The sequence below is a fragment of the Gemmatimonas sp. genome (assembly GCF_044376735.1).
In the GTDB taxonomy this organism is placed as follows: domain Bacteria; phylum Gemmatimonadota; class Gemmatimonadetes; order Gemmatimonadales; family Gemmatimonadaceae; genus Gemmatimonas.
This window is the reverse complement of sequence record NZ_JBILKJ010000043.1, coordinates 1-22,025: the sequence shown is the minus strand read 5'-3', so window position 1 is coordinate 22,025 and position 22,025 is coordinate 1. Positions and strand designations below refer to the sequence as shown.

Below are 22,025 nucleotides of genomic sequence, written 5' to 3'. Positions count from 1 at the left end.
GCGGCCGCGCTGGCCAAGGGCTTCCGCATTGGACGTGCCTTCCCGCCGTACACCGACTGGGCCCGCGTCAGCATTGGCACACCCGAGGAAATGCAGCAGTTCATCGCGATCCTACCGTCGATTCTGTCGCCGCGGTGAAAACGTCAGACGGCTGATCGGACCCGGATCGCCGTCGTTGTCCGGCGCGCGCTAGGGAAAAAGCGCGCGTCGACCGTCGGGTGACGTATACATGCCTCGACTCGAGTGCCCGACGCCGGGCACCTCGACGAGGCGATGCGCGTGGCCCGGGTTGAGCGCATTCATGTAGCCCATCAATGCGAGCCCGCGTGAATAACGACGCGCGCCCTGCAGATTCGCCCCGCAGCTCACATCGAGATCAACCGTCAGGGTATCCGCCGTGCCGACCATCGCGGTCATCTGGCGACTTACCAGATTCTGCTTCACCAACGACGTTGCCACCGCGTTCGCGAAGGTATTGCGATTCTGCAAGCCGTAGTGCCAGTCGTCGTAGTCCGGGCAGCTCGCCACGGCGGCGGGAATGGCAAAGGCCCCGTCCCTCGCGCGCTCGGGGCCGAGGTAGAGCCACGTGGAGGGATTGGCCGCGACGTACCGCACGGCGATGCCTGGGAGCGTCGGCTCGGTCCGGCTGGTGGCGGCGAATCGGTGCACCAACTGGGCGCCGGCGGAATGCCCCGTGACCACGATGCGCGAGAGCCGCGGGAACCGTGTGCGATTGCCAAGCCTCGCGAGGATCGTATCGATCGCCGAGTAGGCGCTCAGGCGCGGTAGCGGGCCCGCGCTGCTGGACAGATCACCCACGCGCCATCCGTTACTGGTCCAATACGGCTCATCAGCGGCGGGCGCGTCGTCGAGCGTTTGGAATCGCGGCGCAATGATGACCGTCGACTGCAGCCGACCAGACAGGGCGGCCGCTTCAGCCAGTGTGGTGAAGTACTCGTCCGCGTTGCGCTCAGTGCCGTGCACCACCACGACGGCCTCGGTGACCAGCGAATCGCCTTGCGCCAGCGCGAAGCTTTGGAAGCTCGGCACGAAGCGCCCCGGCGCGATCTCGATGCGGGCGGCGCACCGCGCGACCCCGGCCGTACAGGGCGCCCGAGTCGCCACCGGCACTCCGGTGGCGTCGGCCGCGCCGCAGCCCGTGGCGCTCGCGCCCACCGCCAGCGCCACGCCCAGGAGCGGAAGGATGCGGTAGCTCACACGGCCCCTACTGAAACAGCACGGTGACCGGCAAGCCAAGCTTGGCCGCCTTGGCTGTGAACGCCGCCAACTCGTTCGCCACCAGCTGACTGAACTGCCCCTTCAGGGTGTCGAGTTGCGTACGCAGCATGCCGTACACGGCCCCCTGCTGATCGGTGGGGCGGAAGTCGGCGCTCGACGCGGCGACATCGCTCCCGACCGACGCCAGCTTTTCGTACAGCTGATTCGGTGTGCGGAACGCATCCTCACGCGCTCCGGTGAGCGTGATGTCGTACAGCTTGCTCTCGATAGCAATCACGCGCTTCTCGATCACGTCGATGTCTTTCAGGAAGGCCTCGGCGTCGGCCACCTTCGGATCCCGTCCCGGCGAGGGACCGAACTCCTTCGCGTCCTTGATCTTCTCGCGCAGCATCGTACGCAGCTGCTCGAAGCCCCGCCGGCTCCACTCCGACTCGTCAATCAGGGCAACCGTTTCGTTCAGGGCATCGCGAATGCGCAGCGCCAGTGTGACCTGCGCGGCGATGTCCGCATCGGTGCCTTCACTGTTCGGATCGCGGCGCACCTCCACCGACTGCCGAAGGGTGTCGCGCCCCCAGACCATGGCGACGGTATACGTGCCAGGGGCCACCAGCGGCCCCACCTGACCGCCCACCAGATCGAGATCCCACGGCACCAGCGGGCGCGAATCGAGCACGCGCAGGCTGGTGTTGCCCGGCGGCGCGGTGCGCAACCTGGCCTTGCGCGGCCCCTCGTGCCGGAGGTCCCACAAGGCGCGATTGAGGCCGCGCTGCGGCGGCGCCGAGGCGAACTTGCGAATCATCGCGCCCGACGCGTCGTACACACGGAAGCGCACCGAGTCCTTCGCGGTGGAATCTTTCGGCATCTCGCCGATCGCGAAATTGATTGTCGCCGCCAATGGCGGGTCTTCGCCACCCACCAAGGAGTTGGTGGGCCCGGTCGGCGTGGCAACCTTGCGGAAACGATAGGCCGCGCGCATCGGCAACAGCGCCGCGCGCTTCGTGGTCAGTGAGTCCGCGAGCGAGCGCAGATAGCTGATGTCGTCGGCAATCCAGAAGCCGCGCCCATACGTCGCGACCACGAGATCATGAAAATGCCCCTGAATCTGCAGCCAGCTCACCGGCGCGTGCGGCAGCGACCCGTTGATTTCGGTGAAGTGCACGCCGTCGTCGAGCGACACGTACAACCCGTTCTCCGTACCGGCGTACAGCATCCCCTTGCGCACGGGGTCCTCCCGCACGACATGCACATAGCTGAACACGCTCTTGGGAATGTCGCCGCCCAGCTTCGTCCAGCTCTTCCCGTAGTCCGTGGTCTTGTAGATGTAGGGATCGCGATCGTTGATCAGGTGCGCATCGACCGCGACATAGGCCGTGCCGGCGTCGTACTTGCTCGGCTCGATGGCCGACATCGTACTCCACTTCGGCACCCCCGGCATGTTTGCCGTCACGTTCGTCCAGGTCTTGCCGCCGTCGCGCGTGAGGTGCAACAGCCCATCCATCGTGCCCGCCCAGATCAGGTCCTTTACCAGCGGCGACTCGGCGATCGCGAACAGCACGGTCACGTTCTCGACGAACAGATTGTCGATCACGACCCCGCCGGATGACTGCTGCTTGGTGCTGTCGTTCGTGGACAGATCGGGGGAGATCAGCGTCCAGCTCTGTCCGCCGTTCGTGGTCTTGTGCACGAACTGCGATCCCACGTACACCGTGTTGTGATCGTGCGGTGAGATCGTGATCGGAAAGGTCCACTGGAAGCGGTACTTGAGATCCTTGGGCGGCACACCGTAGCCCGCTTCCGGCCATGGCTCCACCGCACGCGCCATCCTGGTCTGCAAGTCAAAGCGCTCAAGGCCGGCGTCGTAACAGCCGCTCCACACCGTACGCTGATCAATGGTGTCGGGAACTGCCCACCCGCTTTCGCATCCGCCCACCGCGCTCCACACGCCGATGGAACGTGAGCCGCGCGAGTTGCTCGGCCCGCCGTACGAATACCCATCCTGCCGGTTGCCATAGAGGTTGTATGGGATCTTCGTGTCTGTGGCCACGTGATACATCTGCGCGTTCGGCAGGGCGATGCGCGTGAACGACTTGCCCCCGTCAATCGTGATGCCGACACCACCATCGTCGCCGACCATGAAGCGGTCGGCATCGGATGGGTCCCACCAGATGTCGTGCAAGTCACCACCGGCGCGCGGCGGGTTCGGCATCTTGGTAAGCCCGCCGTCGGTGGTACCCACGAAGCGCACGCCCACGAAGAACACCTTGTCGGCATTGTTCGGGCTCACGCCGAAACGGGTGTAGTACTGCGGCCGTTCGAGCAGGTCGTGATCGCGATTCACCGACCGCCAGGATTTGCCGCCGTCGTCGGAGCGATAGAACGCCGGCTCCTTCATTTCGATGAGCGCGTACACGCGCTGCGGATCACTGCGCGACACGCCGAGGCCGATCTTGCCCATCGTACCGATCTTCGGCAGCCCCCGGCCCCACCCCTGCCCGTCAGCGCTGGCACCCAGCCGCGCCCAGCTGTCGCCGCCATCGCGAGACATCCAGATGCCGCTGCCGTTGCCCCCGGAATGCTTGTTCCACGGCACGATGTACTGCTGCCAACTGGCGGCGAACAGCACGCGTGGATTCGTGGGGTCCATGACCACATCGATGATGCCCGTGCTGTCGTTCACGAAGAGCACCTTCTTCCACGTGGTGCCGCCATCCAACGTACGCCACAGGCCTCGATCGGCCTGCGGCCCATAGCCGTGCCCCTGCGCGGCGGCATAGACGATATCGGCGTTGGTCGGATGGATCAGCACACGCCCAATGCGTCCGCTGTTCTCGAGGCCCATACGGGCCCAGTGCTGCCCGGCGTCGGTGGACCGATAGATGCCGTCACCGATGGAGACATTACTGCGCAGAAACGTCTCGCCGGTGCCGAACCACACCACGTTCGGATCACTGGGCGCGACGGCGACGGCACTCACGCTGGACACCCGCAGCGAATCCGTAACCGGCGTCCAGCGGATGCCGCCGTTGGTGCTCTTGAACAGGCCGCCGCTGGCGGTCCCGGCGTAGTACGTCTTGTACTCGCCGGGCACGCCAGCAACGGCGATCACGCGGTTGCCATCGGGGCCCACGAAGCGCCACGACGGCACCTTGAGGAAGGCGGTGTCGAAGCCGGGCGTTCTGGCGCTGCCCGACACGGGGGTCGGGCGCTGGGCCGGGAGCAGACTGGCCGTGGCAGCGAGGAGCAGGCTGGGAAGTACGAGGCGCATGGACGAAGCGGCGGGAGAAGGACGGGGTGGGAACCCGTCCAATGTGGCGCGCGTCAGCGTCAGGCGCGAGCGATGCCCGCGCCGTGCCCCGTCGCCAACGCCTACCTCGCGATCCGTCGGAACACGCGCGCCCCCGTGGTGGCAAACCGGCTGTCGTAGCTCCCCACAAGCGAGTCGCCCGCCAACCGGGCCGTCAACACCGACACGGTATCCGCACTGGAGCCCGCCGCGAGCGTGACCAAGCGCAGGCTTTCCCCACGCAGCGTACCGAGCAGATAGCGCTGCGGTGCGGTGACCTCACGCCCGCTCACCGAGCTCACCGTCGGCCCGTCTACATCCACCCACAGATCCATCTCCGCGGTAGCACCGGCACCCGTCACCCCGCGCCATCGTGCATCGAGTGGGAAGCGGAGGCGCTCGGTGACCGACACCTCGCGTCGCAGCATGTTGACCACACTGCCAAAAAGCCCGAGGCCGCCGCGCACACTGCTGATCAGCCCCGTGCCACCGAACGGATCGTTCCCCGAGCGATTGTAGTCGTAGAAATTGGCATCCACCGCCAACACACTGGCCGTTTGCACGAACCCCGGGAACCACACCGATGGCAGACCGGGAGCGAAGAAGTTGCGGAGCCCGCCGGACAGTGTGAACTGGGTGGAATCGGCGAACAGCGCCCACGGACCGTACGGCGTTTCAACTTGAATCACGTACGTACGCGCGTCGCGCACCACGCTCCACCGCAGTTGCAGCGTGTCGCGACTGCGGTCGAGCACGACCGGTGTCGCCACCGCGCCGGCACCGGGAATCCACCCGCGCGGTGCCCCCGGCATCAGCGTCTCTCCCGTGACTTCACGGTTGTCGACGGTACGTACGCGAAGCCGGTAGCGGCGGCCGGGCTCCAGCGCGAGGGCCGCGCGCGGCACGACGTATCGGCCCGTGCCACGCGTGCGCACCAGCGTTTCGGAGGCCCGCACTCCGATGCTGTCACCCTCGGCAAGTAACCGCACGTCGGCGCCGGAAATCGGCGAACCCCCAGCGGTGCGAATCGGATCGAGCGGGTCGAATTTCAGGCGGTCGTTGATGTCCACGCGCCCCGTCAGCGACGACTCAACCAGCACCACCTGTTCCGAAACGTCCGGGTTCAACACGGCATACACGACGATCGCGGCGGTGGGTGACGCCACCTCCACCGGCGTCGACTCGCAGGCCGCCAGCGCGACCGCGACCAGCACGCCACCGACCAGCGGCACCATACCACGACGGCGCAGTGAACCGGCTACCATGAAACGCTCACTCCAGCCGTGGGGATGAAGGGGAACTGCGAGATCGCCGTGCGCGTGGGCGGATTGTCCGAATAGTCGAAGAAGTAGGTGAACACATTGCGCGCGTTGTACGCGTTCACGATCGACACATACGGGGCCCAGGTTCGGCGGCCCGGCTTCGTGCGCGTGACGCTCAGATCCAGGCGTTGGAAGAGGGGAAAGCGCGCCCCGTTGCGGACGCCACCAATGGGCTCTCGGGGGACCTCGAGATTCCCGGTGTTGAAGCTGTTCGTGATGGGATCGTAGCGGCGCCGGACCAACTGCCCGACCACATCGGTGAATGGTGTGCCGGTGCCCAGGCCGATGCGCGCGCCGTAGCTCCACGCACCGCCCGGCCGATAGGACGTGACCACGTTCAGATTATGCCGACGATCCTGCACCGGGGCAAAACGCCCATCGGCGCCATCACGCCAGTTCACGCTGTACGAGTAGGCGATCCATCCCGACACCCGTTCGCTTTCGAGCTGACGTATCAGCAGATCGGCGCCGTACGATTGCCCCGTGGTGACGATGAACTCATCACCGCGCACGTCGGGGTCGTTGAACAGGTTGGACGACGGCAGGCGGTTGTAACGCTTCGCCCAGCCTTCCAATCGCACGAAGCGCGTGCCGCCGAACCACTGCTCCCCGCCCAGGCTGCCTTGCCACGCGCGAGCCACGGGGGTGTTGCGATCGGCCGTGAGCCAGAAATCGAAGATGCGTACGGGGGCCTGTTCGTTGCGCAGCGCCGGCGTCCACTGCGTGGTGCCACCACCGGCGATGGTGAGGGCCAGATTGGGATTCGCGAACCACTTGAGCGAGAGGCGCGGCGACAATCCGGACCACCCGGTTCCCGTGACCGTTTCTCCACGCACACCCACGCGAGCCACCATCCTTTGGCTGCGAACGGTGTGATCCACGTACAGCGAGGCCGCCGAGGGGCGCTGACCGATGGCGAGGATGGGATCAGGCGTGGCTGCGGCGACCACGTCGTACCGCGTGCGCAGCCCCGACCATTCGTAGCCCACCAGCGTTTCGTGCGCACCGCGCCAGCGCGACAGCTCGCCCCACGCGCGCGCGTCGCCCAACCGGTTCGCGAAACGCAACGACCCCGAGCCCAGATCGAGTGTGGTCCCGAATCCGGTCCACGACACGCGCTGCATCACGCGCGTGGAGTCGCCGCCCCACCGTGCACCGAGGGGCTGAGTGTACGCCACGCCAAGCAGCGTGTTGCCCCAGTCGAACAGCAGTTGGCCACCGCCCGCCTGCGTGGAATCGCCGAACGATGCCAGCGATGCATCGAGGACGTCTTTGCCACCATACAGTGTGACCGAGAGCGCACCACCGTTGCGTAGCCGATGACGCACGTGGGCCTGCATGTCGGTGAAATAATACGGCAGCTGTCGCTCGCTCAGGAGCGACACGAAGCGGTCGGCGTAGGTACGACGCGCAGCCACGTTCCAACTCGTGGCGCCGCGCACGGTGCCGCCCAGGGAGAGCGTCGTGGCCAGCACCGACACCGACGCGGCGCCATGGACACCGCTGCGCTCTTCGGTTTTCGGCACCACGCTCAACACGCTCGAGAGCCGGGAGCCGTAGCGCGCCGGGAATCCGCCGGGCAACAGCTCGAACTCGCCGACCGTTTCATCGATGAACGTGCCGAACAATCCACCGAGATGAAACGGATTGTAGATCGGAAAACCGTCGAGCAGCACCAGATTCTGATCACTTTCACCACCGCGCACATTGTAGCCAGCGGTGAAGTCGTTGGTGGCCACGACCCCGGGGAGCAATTGCACCACCCGCAGCACATCGGGCTCCCCGATGACCGGCACGCGCTTGAGCGTTTCGCCGCGCACGTTCACTACGCCGGGGCTGGCCGAGAGCCGGAACTGGTCGCGCTCGGTGGCGGCCGCGGCCACCTTCACGGCTTGCAGCTGCGCGGTGGATGGCTGCAGCGTGACCGTGATGGTGGTGGTGTCGCCCGCGCGTATGGTGACCGCAATCGTATCGGTGCGATACCCGAGGCGCCCCACGATAATCTGGGTGCGGCCGACCGGTACGCCATCCAGCAGGAAGCGGCCGTCGTCACCGGACAGGGTGCCGCGACGCGTGCCGCGCAGCACGACGGACGCCGATCCGATCGGCGTGGCGGCGGTCATCTCGACCACGCGCCCCTGCAGCGTGCCGAGCGAATCGGCCCGGGGTACCGTCGCCTGCGCGGCCGTGTTGGCAGTGGCAGTGCCAGCGGCCGTGGATATCGCAATGAGAACAGCGAGCAGCACGTCGCGTGTGGTGAGAGGAACCGGAGAGATAGCGCGGGTGATCCGTGAAAACACAAAAGTCGCGAACTCGTGTCGAGTTCGCGACTTTCGCGTGGTATCGCAGCTCCATCACAGTAGCAGGAGAGAGACTCGAACTCTCGACCTCACGATTATGAGTCGTGCGCTCTAACCGGCTGAGCTACCCTGCCCCACTTTCCGAAATTTCTCACAATCCCCACTCGATCGCAAACCCGAAACTCGAGTGCCGGGACGCAAACGGCCGGCCCTTTCGGACCGGCCGAGTGCAGATGGCGGGGGCGGGATTTGAACCCGCGACCTTCGGGTTATGAGCCCGACGAGCTACCAGGCTGCTCCACCCCGCGTCAGAAGGAGTAACCTAGCGCGAGGGCACCGAGAGTCAACCCCGACACGCGAATTCTGCCGCGACGTACAGTGCACCTACGGCGCGCGTGACGTATCCGTGCGCATCCGGTACAACAATTCTTTTTCGCCGCGCACCATCCCCCATTCTTCGCGTGCCATGCGCTCGAGCCGCACGGGATCGCTCGTCACCGCTTTCAACTCCGCGCGCAACGAGTCGACGTCGCGCTCGAGCTCCGCCACCTCCTGCGCCAACGCATTCTTGCGCTCGCGCTGCGTCAGCAGGTCGGAGGTGCCGTACTCGCCGCCCTCGATCGCATACACGAGGACGGCGAGCGCACCCACGCCCCATACGATCCGCTTCATGAGGGGCGTCATGATTGACTACAGGCCAAACAGCGCGCCGCCAGGATACTCCGCGTAGCCTTCCAGCTGCTCCTCGATGCGCAGCAACTGGTTGTACTTCGCCACGCGATCGCTGCGCGACGGCGCACCGGTCTTGATCTGCCCCGCCTGCGTCGCCACCGCGAGATCGGCGATGAACGTGTCTTCGGTTTCACCGCTACGGTGCGAGATGATCGCGTTGTAGCCGGCCGCGCGCGCCAGCTCGATGGCCTCGAACGTTTCCGTGAGCGTCCCGATCTGATTCACCTTCACCAGAATTGCGTTCGCCACCTGGGCCTCGATGCCCTTCGCCAGAATTTCGCTGTTCGTGCAGAACAGGTCGTCACCCACCAGCTGACAGCGATCACCCACCAGCTCCGTGAGATACTTCCAGCCATCCCAATCGTTCTCGGCCATACCGTCTTCAATCGACACGATCGGATAGTTCTCGAGCCAGCCGGCATACTTGTCGGCGAGCGCCTGCGGGCTCAGCGACTTCGCCCCGCTCTTCTTGAAGTGGTACTGGCCACCCTGGAACATCTCGCTGGCCGCCACGTCGAGCGCGAGCGCGATGTCATGGCCCGGGCGGAAGCCCGCCGCCTGAATCGCTTCGATGATGACCTTGAGCGCGTCTTCGTCGCTCTCGAGATTAGGCGCAAAGCCGCCTTCATCACCCACACCGGTGGCCAGCTTGCGCGCCACGAGCACCTTCTTGAGTGCGTGGAACACCTGCGTGCCCATGCGCAGTCCGTCGCTGAACGACTCGGCGCCCACCGGAACGATCATGAACTCCTGAAAGTCGACGGTGTTGGTGGCATGCGCGCCACCGTTCAGAATGTTCATCATCGGCACCGGCAACGTGCGCGCCATCGGGCCACCGAGATAGCGATACAACGGCAGGCCGACTTCGAGCGCCGCCGCGCGCGCCACCGCCATCGACACGCCGAGCAGCGCGTTGGCACCCAGGCGGCCCTTGTTCTCCGTGCCGTCCAGATCCATCAGCGCCCGGTCGATCGCGATCTGATCGGTCGCGTCCATGTCTTCGAGCGCGTCGTTGATCTCGGTGTTCACGTTGTTCACGGCGGTGAGCACCCCCTTGCCGCCGTAGCGCTCGGGATCGCCGTCGCGCAGTTCCACCGCTTCACGTTCGCCAGTGCTGGCGCCGCTCGGGACGGCGGCGCGACCCGCACTGCCCGTCTCGAGAATCACGTCCACTTCAACAGTGGGATTGCCGCGGCTGTCGAGAATCTCGCGCGCGCTGACGGAAACGATGGAGGCCATATAACACCAGTTCTGAGTTGTGAGTGTCGAGTCGTGAGTACAGCGAACACTAGGTCGAGAAGTCGGGCTCGGGTGCGCGTAGCGATGGGCTGCCGGGGTCGTGCGCCGGCTCGATCGCAGGATCGATGCCGTAATGTGTATGCAAACAGTCGGCCATGCGTTGACGGACGCGCTCGGCGAGCGCGTCCCGGTCGGCGTACGTGAGCCCGTTGGTGGGGATCGGCTCCAGCAGATGAACGTGCACGGTACCGGGCGACGCCCGGAACTCGGTGCGCGGGTTCACCTCGATGGTGCCGTACACCACCACCGGCACGATCGGCGCGCCCGAGCCGATGGCCAGCACGAACGGGCCCTTCTTGAAGGGGCGCAAGGCGTAGGTGAAGCCGCGCGTGCCTTCGGGATACACGAGCACGTGGTGCCCGGCCCGGATCTTGGAAGCGGCATCATCGTAGGCGCTGAACGCCGCTTTCCGGTTCTCGCGATCGATGTAGATCACCCCGACCGCACGGGCCGCCGCGCCGAAAAGCGGGATATTCTCCAGCTCCCGCTTGGCCACGAACCCGTAGTGCGGGAGCGCGGCGATCATGGACGGGATGTCGAACCAGCTCACATGGTTGGCCATGAATACCCGCGGCGCGCCCTCGGGGAGTGGCGCATCGTCGTGCACGACCACCTTCACACCGGCCGCCCCCAACAGCCACGAGGCCCACCAGCGGGGGGTCTTCGTGTAGATGCTGTTCGGTCCGTGCGGACGGCCGATCAACTCCGCCAGCAAGGTGATGCTGCCGAACAGGACCGTTCCCACCAACAAGGCCAACGCCGTGAATGCGGTGCGCATCCGTGCAAGGTCACCTAGTCCGAACCCGAATTCAACGCGGGGTGTTGCCCGATGCGAAATGATCGAACGCGCTCGGCGCGACGCCATCGGTCGAGGTCGCCGCCTCGGGACCGGCGCGAACGACGCCCACGACGGTGAGGGGCACCGGACTCACGCTCCCCCACCGGGGCGCCAGCGCCTTGTATTCTTCTAGCGGAATACAAGCCAGCAATTCGTATTCTTCCCCGCTCTGCATCGCCACGTCGGGGGCGATACCGGGGCCGGCCGGTATCCGCGCCACCTCGAGCGCGAGGTGCACACCACTGGCGGCGGCCAGATGCCTGGCGTCGCCGGCGAGCCCATCGCTGATGTCGATCATGGCCGTCGCACCGGCCGCCGCCAACGCGTCGCCTTCGGCCCAGCGTGGCGCCGGGGCAACGAAACGCCCCCGCGCCCATGCCGACGGGCTCTCACCGGCGCGCCAAGCCGCGACGGCCGCCCCAGGGCCACCAAGCAGACCGGTGACCACCACCAGATCGCCCACGCCAGCGCCGCTGCGCGGCACCACGCGCGTGGCCCGACCGATCACCGTGGTCGTGATCGAGAACACCGCGCCGCGGCTCAGATTCCCGCCCACGATCCGCGCTCCGGCCTCGCGAATCACCGCACCCATGCCATCGGCCACGTCACTCAACTGCTCCCGCCACGCGTCGGGAACCACGAACGCAATGAGCACGGACTCCGCGCGCGCGCCCATGGCCGCCAGATCGCTCAACGCCGCCACCGCCGCCCGCACACCGACCTCGTGCGCGGAAATCCACGCGCGACGAAAGTGCACGTCTTCCACGCAGGCATCGACGCTGACCACGCGCGTTCCTCCCACCGGCGGTGTCAACACCGCGGCATCGTCGCCGATATCGACGGCCAGATCGCCCCAGCGCGCCATCAACGCACGGATCGTGTCGAACTCGGCCCCCTCGCGCATGGCCTGATGCGGACGCGGCTCGAGGCTCACGGCAGTCCCCCGTCACCGCGACGGCGCAGGCGGATCACCCCCTGCGGCGTGCCCAGCCAGAGGTAGTCCCGATCGGCCGCGACATCGAGCACTGGCCCCGGCAGATCCCCGGGCACGCGCAGCACGCGGGTGGCCCCATCGCGACGTGACACGATGACCACGCCGTCGGCACCGGCCAGCCACATGGTGCGGTCGTCGATCGCCACCTTGGTCACGCGGCCCACGAGTCGGACATCGAGCAGGTCTACGCGCACCGGCTCCACACCGCCACGGGGCGACAGGCGCAACACCGCGTCGTCGGTGGCGGCGAGCAGCACCGAATCGCTCCACGCCAAGGCACGCACCGGGCGACGGAGCGCGGGGTCGTTGCCCACCGGACGCGACACCACGCCACCGACCGTCCCGTTGGGCGTCGCGATCGCCATCAGCCCAGCCTCCGTGCCCATCCACAACGTGTCACCGGTGAATTGCAGCGCGTGCACCGGCATGTTGTCGAGCAGCCGCACGCCCACCCCGCGCGTGCGCACGTTGCGGCTGTCGCTGCTGTCGCTCACGTAGACGAGGCCACGCGCCGTGCCCGCCCACACGCCGTCGTCGCGTGTGGCCACCGACAGCACCCGCTCGTCGGGAAGCCCGTCCAACACGCCCCACGACTGCATGGCCTGCGCACCATCGAGCCGCACCCGCACGAGCCCGCGGTCGGTGCCCAGCCAGGCCCGCGACGCGCGCGTCACGAGCGAGCGCCCGCGTACGCCCACGAGCGGAACGGCGATCGTTCCCTCGATCCAACGGAAGCGCTGCAGATCACTGCCCACGAACGACAGCCCCCCGCGGTCGAACGCCAGTCCGAGTCCGGCGGCCCACACGCCGTCGGCGGCCAGGGCCAGCGCACCGACGCCCGGCTCGAGGAGTCCGTACGGCAGCGGGGTGGATTGCATGAACGCCGGATCGAGCCGGAACAGGCCGTCGGCGGCGGTGCCCAGCCACACTTCGCTCGCCCGTTCGGGCGATGCCGCGCCGCTGATGATCTGCACGCTGCGTAAGGGGCGATCACTCTGCTGGCTTCGCAGCAACAGCGACGGTTGCGTACGTAGCGTGGGGAACTGCGCGTAGAGATCGTTGAGCGTACGCGGCAGGATCAGCGCGTTGGCCAGCGGTGGCCGCTGCATCGGGGTCGCGATGCCGACCCGCGAGATGCGTGTCCACTCACCGCCGGCGCGCACGATGGCATCACCGGTACCGGCGCGATCGAAGGCAATGAGGTCCGGCACCCCCGTCACGATGGTACGCTGCAGCTGTTCGGTGAGCGGGCGATACAGGATGACCCCGCCGGGCACGCCCAGCCACATCGCATCTTCCACCGGATCGCCGGCCAGCACCGTGATCTGCTGCTCACTCAAGCCGTCGTCGCGCGTGAGCGGGGGCAGCCAGCGGTTCATCAGGCGATCGTACATCGCGATGCCGCTGCTCCCCGCCGCGAACACGTAGCGTCGCGACACGGCCACGGCCTGCACGTTGCTGAAGCTGCCGATCCGTTGACGCTCCTCCCGCCGACCGAAGCCGCCGAGGGGCCCCGACGCATCGCTGCCGCTGCCCGCTCCGGCACCGCTGACCGCACACGATGTCCACGACAGCACACCAACCGAGAGCGCCGCGAGGACGCCGGCCACGCGCAGCTGGCGCGCGGTCACGTTGGCGACGGCAGGTCGGCGAGAACACCGGGAGGATGGACGACAGCGTGCTCGAGCCCACGCCATGCCGTCGGCAGGGCATCGAACAGCGCCTCGAGGGTACCACCGCGCACGCCGCCCAGCCGCGCGGTAGCGATCTCCGCCGCGCGCCCATGCACCGTAGCACCGCACACCGCGGCTTCGAGCGGGGCGAGGCCCTGCCCCATCAGCGCCGCGATCAACCCGCTCAGCACATCGCCGCTGCCGCCGGTGGCCAACAGCGGCGTTCCGTACGGCGCGACGGTGACCGGCCGGCCGTCGGGCGTGGCGACCATCGTGGGCGTGCCTTTGAGCAATACGGTGACGCCGCTGCGCACCGCGAACTGCCGCAGGGCCTCCGCGCGGGCGTCCCACGCGGACGGCACCGCGGTGCCGAGCAGTCGGGCAAACTCCCCGTCGTGCGGCGTGCACACCACCGCGCGCGAGTGGCGGGTCCAATGGCGCATCAGGACGGCCGCCTCAGTGCCGAGGGCGTGCGCCACTTCGGCGATCAGCCAGAGCGCATCGGCGTCGAGCAGCAGCGGGCGATCGCGGTACGCGTTCAAGATGTGCTCGAGCAGCTGCGAGGAACGCGGACCGCGACCGAGCCCGGGGCCGATGGCCAACGCGTCACAGCGATGCAGGGTGGTCGCCTCCGCGCCCTCCTCGGCCAACGAGGCCGGGTCGTGGAGCGGCCAGCGTTCAGCCAACGCCTGCGGCACCGTGAGTTGCACGGCGGCCACACTCGCCGTATCGACGATCGCATGCGCAAGCCCGGCACCGGCCGCCAGCGCCGCGCGCGCGGCCAGAATGACCGCACCGGCCATCCCTTCGTGCCCCCCCACGATCGCCACGCGTCCGCGTTGCCCCTTGTGCGCATTCCAGGCGATCGGCCGCAGCCATCGCTGGACGTCGTCCGCGTGCGGGAGATGCCACGCATCGTCGTCACGATCAGCCGCGCCGGCGAGGCCGATGTCGAGCAACACGAGGCGACCCACGTGGCCGCGGGCGAGCAGGAGTCCGCGCTTGATGGTGCCGAAGCAGAGCGTCGTGTCGGCCGCCGGACTGCCGTCGGCGACCTCGCCGGTGGTGGCATCGAGACCGCTCGGCACGTCCAGCGCGATGACGGTGGCGCCGCCATCGCGCGCGCGCGCAACGCGGGTGCAGGCGGCGAGTACGGGCTCACGTAATGCCCCCTGGTGGCCAGTCCCCAAGAGGCCATCCACCACCACCCGTTCGTGTCCATTCGGGTCGCCGTGCACGAGTGCCGGTGCCGCGAGCAACATCGCCCGTACGGCGTCGGGGGTACGCGGCGGCACCGCGGCGTGCAGTCGCACCGCCACGCCGACGCGCGCCAACTGCGCGGCCACGATGTACGCGTCACCGCCATTGTTGCCACTGCCGGCGAACAGCGCCACACCGTGCGAGAGGCGCCCCGCGTAGTCGCGCAGGATGGCGGCGGCGGCGGCGGTACCGGCGGCCAGCATCAGCTCGAACGACCCGGTGCCGGCGGCGATGGCCGCCTGATCGCGCGCCGCGGCTTCCGCCGCGGTGGTGACGCGCAGGGCGTTCACCGAGGGGTCATCCGAGGCCGTGGGCCGTCGGTCAGACGTGCGCCGTGCTCCACGGATACTCGCGGCCGAACGCATCGTCGAAGCTGAACACCCCGAAGAAATCGTCACGCGAGTCCTGCGGCTGGCTGATGAGCAAGCCCATGTCGACGAGTGTGAACACGATATCGCCGATGTCGCCCGTGCCCTTCAGGCCCCAGTGGTCGAGCACCAGGCCGGCCATGACACCGAACCGCTGCAGCGCGAGTTCACGGCACGAGTGGGCCAACTCCGGACCGGTGATGTGGCGACGCTCCGTCAAGCGCGCCTGACAATGCTCGAGCGACGCGAGCACGAACAGATAGGCCCGCTCGTCGAACCGCTGCTCGCGCAGACGGATCTGGTCCATGATGCCTTCACGGAACGCCAACTCGGTCACTGCTGCTGCTCCTGATCGTAGCGGTGTCGAACGTATACGGTGGACGCATAACCGACGCGCGGTGCACCCGATGCGGCACGCCGATCAACCGAAAGACAGCGGGCCTCCAGTGGAACAATACTGGAGGCCCGGGAACCACCTGACAACTCCTTGCGAACGGCGCGGGCGCCCGTCCTGCGCGCCGCGTCAGACCCGCGCCACCGACCGATACAGCGGATACGCGTCGGCCAGCGCCTTCACGTCGGCCTTCACTGCCGCGATCGTGTCGCGATCTTCCGGCGCCGACAGCACGCGATCGATCAGCGCCGCGATCTCACGCATCGCATCGGCGCCCATGCCACGCGTGGTGACCGCCGGCGTGCCGATCCGGATTCCACTGGTCACGAAGGGTGACTGCGTCTCCTTGGGCACGGTGTTCTTGTTCACCGTGATTCCCGCTTCGTCCAGCACCTTCTCGGCCACCTTCCCCGTCAGCCCCTTGCTGCGCAGGTCGACGAGCATGAGGTGATTGTCGGTGCCGCCGGACACGATGTGATAGCCCCGCTCCATCATCGCCGTCGCCAGCACATGCGCGTTCTCCACGACCTGTCGGCAGTACGCCGTGAACGACGGCTGCAGGGCCTCATGGAACGCAACCGCCTTGCCGGCGATCACATGTTCGAGCGGACCGCCCTGCATGCCAGGGAACATCGCCTTGTCGATTGCCTTGGCGTGTTCGGCCTTGCAGAGAATGATGCCGCCGCGCGGACCACGCAGCGTCTTGTGCGTCGTGCTCGTCACCACGTCGGCAAAGGGCACGGGCGACGGATACACGCCCGTGGCCGCCAGTCCGGCGAAGTGTGCCATGTCCACCATGAAGATCGCGCCGACTTCCTTCGCCACGTCGGCGAAGGCCTGCCAGTCGATGGTGCGCGAGTACGCACTGTACCCGGCGATGATCATCTTCGGCTTGTGCTCGCGCGCCTGCGCCCGCATCTGCTCGTAGTCGATGATGCCGTCTTCGGTCACGCCGTACGACACCGCATGGTACAGCAAGCCGGAAAAGTTCACCGGCGAGCCGTGCGTGAGATGTCCGCCCTGCGACAGATCCATGCCGAGGAACGTGTCGCCCGGCTTGAGAAAAGCGAGGAACACCGCGGCGTTGGCCGACGCGCCGCTGTGCGGCTGCACGTTGGCGTGTTCGGCGCCGAACAGCTGCTTGAGCCGATCGATCGCCAGCTGTTCGACTTTGTCCACCACTTCGCAGCCGCCGTAGTAGCGCTTCCCCGGCAAGCCTTCGGCGTACTTGTTGGTGAGCGTGGAGCCGACCGCCTCCATGACCGCCGGCGACACGAAATTCTCGCTGGCGATGAGCTCGAGCCCGTCGCTCTGCCGCTGCGTTTCCTCGTCGATCAGATGCGCGATCTCCGGATCCGCCTGCGACAGGGCATCCCCCGGCGGCAGACGATCCCACTGCGACCAGTGCGCGCTGGCTCCATCACTCATGTCGTGCTCCCCGAGGCGTCGGCCTCACTGTCGTCCCGTTCGATCTTGGCCACGCGCCCTTGGTGGCGACCGCCTTCGAACGGGGTCGTCAACCACGCCTGCAGGATGGCGAGGGCATCTTCGTCCGACACAAAGCGCGCCGGCAACACCAGCACGTTGGCGTCGTTGTGTTTACGAGCGAGCGCGGCCACCTCGGGGTTCCACGCCACCGCGGCGCGTACTCCCGGATAGCGGTTCGCCACATACGACATCCCGAGCCCCGTCCCGCACAGGAGGACGCCGCGGGCCGCCTGCCCGTCGGAGACCTCCTGCGCTAACGGATGAGCGTAGTCGGGATAATCGGTGCTCGCGGTGCTGTGCGTGCCGATATCGTGCACCTCATATCCCAGCTCGGCGAGCGCCAACCGCAGCCGCTCCTTCAACTCGAAGCCGGCGTGGTCCGATGCGATGGGGATACGCTCCCCCGGGTTTGCCACATCCACCATGGTCAGATTGCTCCGTTGACTGCTCAGGATTCCTTGTTGGGATACTGCGGCCATGTCCTGATCATACCGCGAACGGCCTGAATACGCTGCTCGGCCACGCGATCGGCGGCCTTGTAGGTCGGGATGCCCGTGTCCTTGGCCAGACGGAAGACGCTCAGCACAGTCTGGTAGATCTCGTCGGCCTTGCGCAGCGACCGCTCCCGGCTCCAGCCGGTGAGTTCGCTGTACACGTTGATCACCCCGCCGGCGTTGGCGACGTAGTCCGGCGCGTACAAGATGCCGCGCGCTTCGAGGGCGTCGCCGTGACGGTCTTCGAGCAGTTGATTGTTGGCCGCACCGGCCACGATCTCGACGGCGAGCTGGGGGATCGTGTCGTCGTTGATGATCCCGCCCAGCGCGCAGGGCGCGAAGACGTCCGCCTTCGCGCGGTAAATCTCATCGAGCGCGACGGCGGTGGCGCCCATCTCGTCGACCACCCGCTTGATCCGGCCGGCATCGATGTCGGTGACCAACAGCCTGGCGCCCGCGGCGTGCAGCTCCCTGGCGAGAAAGTAGCCCACGTGGCCGAGTCCTTGAATGGCGACCGTACGCCCATCGAGGCTGTCGCTGCCCCACTTCTGCTGCGCCGACGCCTGAATGGCGCGGAACACGCCGTGCGCTGTCACACTCGACGGGTCGCCCGACTTGGAACCGATCCCGGTCACATGCGTCGTTTCCATGTGCACGAAGTCCATGTCTTCGACCGACGTGCCGACGTCTTCCGCGGTGACGTAGCGGCCGCCGAGCGAATCCACGAAGCGACCATGCGCACGAAACAGCATTTCGCGGTTGGTCGTCTTGTTGTCGCCGATGATGACCGACTTGCCGCCGCCGAGGTTGAGCCCAGCGACAGCGTTCTTGTACGTCATGCCGCGCGAGAGTCGCAGCGCATCGACGATGGCCGCGTCCTCAGAGGCGTAGTTCCAGAAGCGGCAGCCGCCAAGCGCGGGGCCGAGCGTCGTGTCGTGAATCGCGATGATGCCGCGGTAGCCGGACGCTTTGTCATGGCAGAAGACGACCTGCTCATGGCCCATCTCGGCGATTTTTTCGAAGTAGTGCATAGCGGGAACCGGAAGATCAGTCGGGAAGAGATCCGTCGTGCGCGGCCGCCTCGGCCAGCGTTTCGCGGGCGATCACGATGCGCTGAATCTCCGACGTGCCTTCGTAGATTTCAGTCACTTTCGCGTCGCGGAAGAAGCGTTCGACGGGATAGTCGGTCACGTAGCCGTAGCCGCCGAACACCTGCACGGCCTGCGTCGTGACCCACATGGCCGTCTCGGTGGCAAAGAGCTTCGCCATACTGCTGAAGCGCGTGATTTTTTCTCCGCGCTGCTTGGCCGCCGCGGCCGCATGCAACAGCGTGCGGGCGGCGGTGATGCGCGTCGCCATGTCGGCGAGCTTGAACTGGATCGCCTGGAACTCGGCGATGGGCTTGTCGAACTGCTTGCGCTCACCGGCGTAGCGCACGGCGGCTTCGAGCGCCGCGCGAGCGATGCCGATGGCCTGCGCCGCAATCCCGAGCCGGCCGTGATCGAGCGAGCCAAGTGCATAGATGAACCCCTTGCCTTCGTCGCCGAGCAGCCGGTCACCTGGCACGCGGCAATTGTCGAGATTGATCTGCAGCGTCGGCGAGGCGCGCAGCCCCATCTTGTTTTCCTTCTTGGCCAGATGAAAGCCAGGCAAGTCGGGCGTGAGGATGAACGTCGAGATGCCTTTGCTGCCCCGCCGGGCGTCGGGCGAATCGGTGCGCGCCATGCAGAGAACCACGCCCGCTTCGCTGCCGTGCGACACCCACGCCTTCGTGCCGCTGAGGAGCCAGTCGTCGCCATCACGCACGGCCTGACAGCGCAACGCGGCGGCATCGGAACCGGCTTCCGGCTCGGACAGCGCGAAGGCACCGAGCAGTTCACCACGCGCCATCGGCGGCAGGAACCGCTGCTGCTGCGCCTCGGTGCCGAAGTTCAGGATCATCTGCGTGGGCAGCGAGTTGTGTACGCTGAGCAGCACCGCCGCCGAGGCATCGGCCACGGCGATTTCCTCGAGCGCCAGCAGATAGCTTTGCGCGTCCAGATCGAGACCGTCGAATCGTTCCGGCGTGAGCATCCCGAAGAATCCGAGCTCCGCCATCTGCGTAACCATCACGCGGTCGAAGCGCGACTCCTGATCGCGCTCACCAGCGAGCGGCACGAGTTCGCGCTGTGCATACGCCCGGGCGAGCGCCTGGATTTCCTGCTGCGTTTCGTTGAGCTGAATCAGTGACATGACGGGTCAGTACTGGTAGAAGCCGCGACCGGACTTGCGTCCGTACCAGCCGGCGGCGACGTACTTCCGGAGCAGTGGGCACGGACGGTACTTCGGATCGCCAAGGCCGTTGTGCAGCACTTCGAGAATGGCGAGGCAGGTATCGAGACCGATGAAGTCGGCCAGCGTGAGCGGTCCCATGGGATGATTCATACCGAGCTTCATCACCGTGTCGATGGCCTCGGGCGTACCGACGCCTTCCATCACACAGTAGATGGCTTCATTGATCATCGGCATCAGGATGCGATTCGCCACGAAGCCCGGGAAATCGTTCACTTCCACCGGCGTCTTGCCGAGCCCCTTCGACAGGCGCATGACCGTCTCCGTGGTCGCGTCGCTGGTGGCCAGGCCACGAATGACCTCCACCAACTGCATCACGGGGACCGGGTTCATGAAGTGCATACCGATCACCTGCTCGGGGCGCTTCGTGCGCGCCGCGATCTCGGTGATCGAGATCGAACTCGTATTGCTGGCCAGGATCGCGCCGGCCGGGGCCAGGCGATCGAGATCCTCGAAGATGCGGAACTTGAGATCGGTGCGCTCCGTCGCGGCTTCCACGATGATCGCCGCATCGGAGACGGCATCGAGCGACGTGGAGGTCGCGATGCGCGCGAGCGCCGCCTCAGCGGCAGTCGCCTCGATGGCGCCTTTCTTGACCTGGCGGTCGAGGTTCTTCGCGATCGTGTCGCGTCCCTTCGCCAGCGCGTCGGCATTCACATCGATCAACGTGACGGCGTGTCCGCTGGTGGCGAACACGTGCGCGATCCCGTTCCCCATCTGTCCCGCGCCGACGACGGCCGCGCGATCCAAAGCTGCCTGCAGAGGCTGCTGCATATCGTTTCGACTCCGAAAAGTTAGGACTTCGCGAGCGGGTCGCGGCGTCGCAATCCGACGGCCAGCGATCCACCCAACACCAGCATTGCCACCAGCCCGCCTTCGGGACCCCATGCCCCGCCGGTAATCCACTCCGACCCGCTCAGGGTGGCCCGGTACCCCGGTGTCGCGAACGGCAGTCCGCTCACCGGCACGTGCAACACCGCCGCCATCACCCAATTCCACGCCAGATGCGCGCTCCAGGCCGCCGGCAGACTGCCGGCACGCTCTCGCACGAGGCAGAGGCACAACCCGGCCAGCGTGACCACGACGGTCGTGCGCAGGTTCGCGCCCGGGTTCATCAGGTGCACTGCCCCGAACGCCACGCTGGAACTCAAGCGGGCCACCCACCGCCCCGCAGCCTCGTCGGCCACCGCGTACAGGTATCCGCGAAACACCAGCTCTTCCCACAGCGCGGCCGGCCCCAGCAGCAACAGCAACCGCAGCGCGGTCCCGCCCCAGCTGTCCGCCACGAACGTCGCGCCGTCGAGACCACCGGCTCGCATGGCGTCGAAGCGCAGCGCACCGACCGCCCCGAGGACGCCCGCCGTCGCGAGGATCGCCGCCGTGCCCACCAGCGCCCCGTTGGCGAGCCGACGCCACTGCCAGGCCCCGGGCCCAAGCGCCATCACGGACCACGGTACATCGTCGAGGAATCGCATCGCCACCGCGCAGGCGGCGGTCACCCCGATCAACGACGTCCACGGGTACATCGGTACCGACTCCCCGATGCTGCGGGACGCGAGCCCGAACAACGGCCCGAGCACCGACTCGGCGATCCCCTGTGCGAGAATCCACGCGATACCGAAGCTCAGCAGCCGCCAGGGCACCCGCAGCGCCGTGGTCACGAGACGGCCCGTCCGGGACGTGAGGGGAGACGCCTAGGCGTCAACGCGCTCCACGGACAACGCGACCGCATCGCCACCACCGAGGCAGAGCGTGGCGATCCCGGTCTTCTTGCCGTGGTCGGCCAACGCATGCAGCAACGTGACGAGTACGCGCGCGCCGCTGGCACCGATCGGGTGGCCGAGGGCAATCGCGCCGCCGTTCACATTCACGCGGGCATCGTTCCACGACAGGCCGAGCCCATCGGCGAGTGCCTGCGACGCGAACGCTTCGTTGGCTTCGATGAGGTCGTAGTCGGCGATGGTGGTGCCGGCCTTCGCCATGAGGTTCTTTACCGCCGTGATGGGCGCG

The 22,025-nt window shown here is 67.1% G+C and carries 17 protein-coding genes, 2 tRNA genes and 1 pseudogene; all 20 read right to left on the bottom strand.

What is annotated here, in order from left to right; translation table 11 throughout:
• Positions 1-189 precede the first annotated feature (189 nt).
• Positions 190-1,218, bottom strand: coding sequence for an alpha/beta hydrolase (locus ACIRA7_RS08525; protein ID WP_396220421.1), 1,029 nt, complete (start codon positions 1,216-1,218; stop codon positions 190-192).
• Between the two features lie 7 nt (positions 1,219-1,225).
• Positions 1,226-4,504: a WD40/YVTN/BNR-like repeat-containing protein gene (locus tag ACIRA7_RS08520; RefSeq protein ID WP_396220420.1), complete on the bottom strand. Its 3,279-nt coding sequence runs from the start codon at positions 4,502-4,504 to the stop codon at positions 1,226-1,228.
• A gap of 101 nt (positions 4,505-4,605) precedes the next feature.
• Entirely contained in the window at positions 4,606-5,787 is a 1,182-nt protein-coding gene (locus ACIRA7_RS08515) for a DUF4249 family protein (protein WP_396220419.1), read from the bottom strand.
• Entirely contained in the window at positions 5,781-8,090 is a 2,310-nt protein-coding gene (locus tag ACIRA7_RS08510) for a carboxypeptidase regulatory-like domain-containing protein (protein WP_396220418.1), read from the bottom strand. Before ACIRA7_RS08510 ends, ACIRA7_RS08515 begins: the two co-directional genes overlap by 7 nt.
• Positions 8,091-8,204: 114 nt before the next feature.
• Positions 8,205-8,278: transfer RNA gene (locus tag ACIRA7_RS08505), tRNA-Met, on the bottom strand.
• A 100-nt stretch (positions 8,279-8,378) separates the two neighbouring features.
• Positions 8,379-8,452 (bottom strand) — tRNA-Met (locus ACIRA7_RS08500).
• Between the two features lie 76 nt (positions 8,453-8,528).
• Complete coding sequence (locus tag ACIRA7_RS08495; protein WP_396220417.1) at positions 8,529-8,828, bottom strand: septum formation initiator family protein; 300 nt, start codon at positions 8,826-8,828, stop codon at positions 8,529-8,531.
• Between the two features lie 6 nt (positions 8,829-8,834).
• Complete coding sequence (eno, locus tag ACIRA7_RS08490; RefSeq protein ID WP_396220416.1) at positions 8,835-10,115, bottom strand: phosphopyruvate hydratase; 1,281 nt, start codon at positions 10,113-10,115, stop codon at positions 8,835-8,837.
• Positions 10,116-10,164: 49 nt separating this feature from the next.
• Positions 10,165-10,953, bottom strand: coding sequence for a lysophospholipid acyltransferase family protein (locus ACIRA7_RS08485; protein ID WP_396220415.1), 789 nt, complete (start codon positions 10,951-10,953; stop codon positions 10,165-10,167).
• Between the two features lie 31 nt (positions 10,954-10,984).
• The gene (gene thiL / locus ACIRA7_RS08480; RefSeq protein ID WP_396220414.1) at positions 10,985-11,947 is read right to left on the bottom strand and encodes a thiamine-phosphate kinase; all 963 of its coding nucleotides are present in this window, start codon (positions 11,945-11,947) and stop codon (positions 10,985-10,987) included.
• A complete protein-coding gene (locus ACIRA7_RS08475; RefSeq protein ID WP_396220413.1) occupies positions 11,944-13,638 on the bottom strand; it encodes a hypothetical protein in 1,695 nt (564 codons plus the stop codon). The genes thiL and ACIRA7_RS08475 overlap by 4 nt, the downstream gene beginning before the upstream one ends.
• Positions 13,635-15,230, bottom strand: a complete 1,596-nt coding sequence (locus tag ACIRA7_RS08470; protein ID WP_396220412.1) for an NAD(P)H-hydrate dehydratase — start codon at positions 15,228-15,230, stop codon at positions 13,635-13,637. The genes ACIRA7_RS08475 and ACIRA7_RS08470 overlap by 4 nt, the downstream gene beginning before the upstream one ends.
• A gap of 31 nt (positions 15,231-15,261) precedes the next feature.
• Positions 15,262-15,645: a Minf_1886 family protein gene (locus tag ACIRA7_RS08465; protein WP_396220411.1), complete on the bottom strand. Its 384-nt coding sequence runs from the start codon at positions 15,643-15,645 to the stop codon at positions 15,262-15,264.
• Positions 15,646-15,831: 186 nt separating this feature from the next.
• Positions 15,832-17,130, bottom strand: coding sequence for a serine hydroxymethyltransferase (glyA, locus tag ACIRA7_RS08460; protein ID WP_396220410.1), 1,299 nt, complete (start codon positions 17,128-17,130; stop codon positions 15,832-15,834).
• Positions 17,127-17,615 (bottom strand): ribose 5-phosphate isomerase B, encoded by a 489-nt coding sequence (gene rpiB / locus ACIRA7_RS08455; protein WP_396220409.1) that lies wholly within the window; start codon positions 17,613-17,615, stop codon positions 17,127-17,129. Before rpiB ends, glyA begins: the two co-directional genes overlap by 4 nt.
• Before the next feature lie 23 nt (positions 17,616-17,638).
• Positions 17,639-18,715 carry a Glu/Leu/Phe/Val dehydrogenase dimerization domain-containing protein gene (locus tag ACIRA7_RS08450; protein ID WP_396220408.1) on the bottom strand — a complete coding sequence of 359 codons (1,077 nt, stop codon included), beginning with the start codon at positions 18,713-18,715 and terminating at the stop codon, positions 17,639-17,641.
• A 16-nt stretch (positions 18,716-18,731) separates the two neighbouring features.
• Positions 18,732-19,916 carry an acyl-CoA dehydrogenase family protein gene (locus ACIRA7_RS08445; RefSeq protein ID WP_396220407.1) on the bottom strand — a complete coding sequence of 395 codons (1,185 nt, stop codon included), beginning with the start codon at positions 19,914-19,916 and terminating at the stop codon, positions 18,732-18,734.
• A 6-nt stretch (positions 19,917-19,922) separates the two neighbouring features.
• Complete coding sequence (locus ACIRA7_RS08440) at positions 19,923-20,789, bottom strand: 3-hydroxybutyryl-CoA dehydrogenase (RefSeq protein ID WP_396220406.1); 867 nt, start codon at positions 20,787-20,789, stop codon at positions 19,923-19,925.
• A 20-nt stretch (positions 20,790-20,809) separates the two neighbouring features.
• Positions 20,810-21,676 carry a lysostaphin resistance A-like protein gene (locus tag ACIRA7_RS08435; RefSeq protein ID WP_396220405.1) on the bottom strand — a complete coding sequence of 289 codons (867 nt, stop codon included), beginning with the start codon at positions 21,674-21,676 and terminating at the stop codon, positions 20,810-20,812.
• A gap of 33 nt (positions 21,677-21,709) precedes the next feature.
• Positions 21,710-22,025 (bottom strand): annotated as a pseudogene (locus ACIRA7_RS08430) (acetyl-CoA C-acyltransferase); the annotation flags it as partial.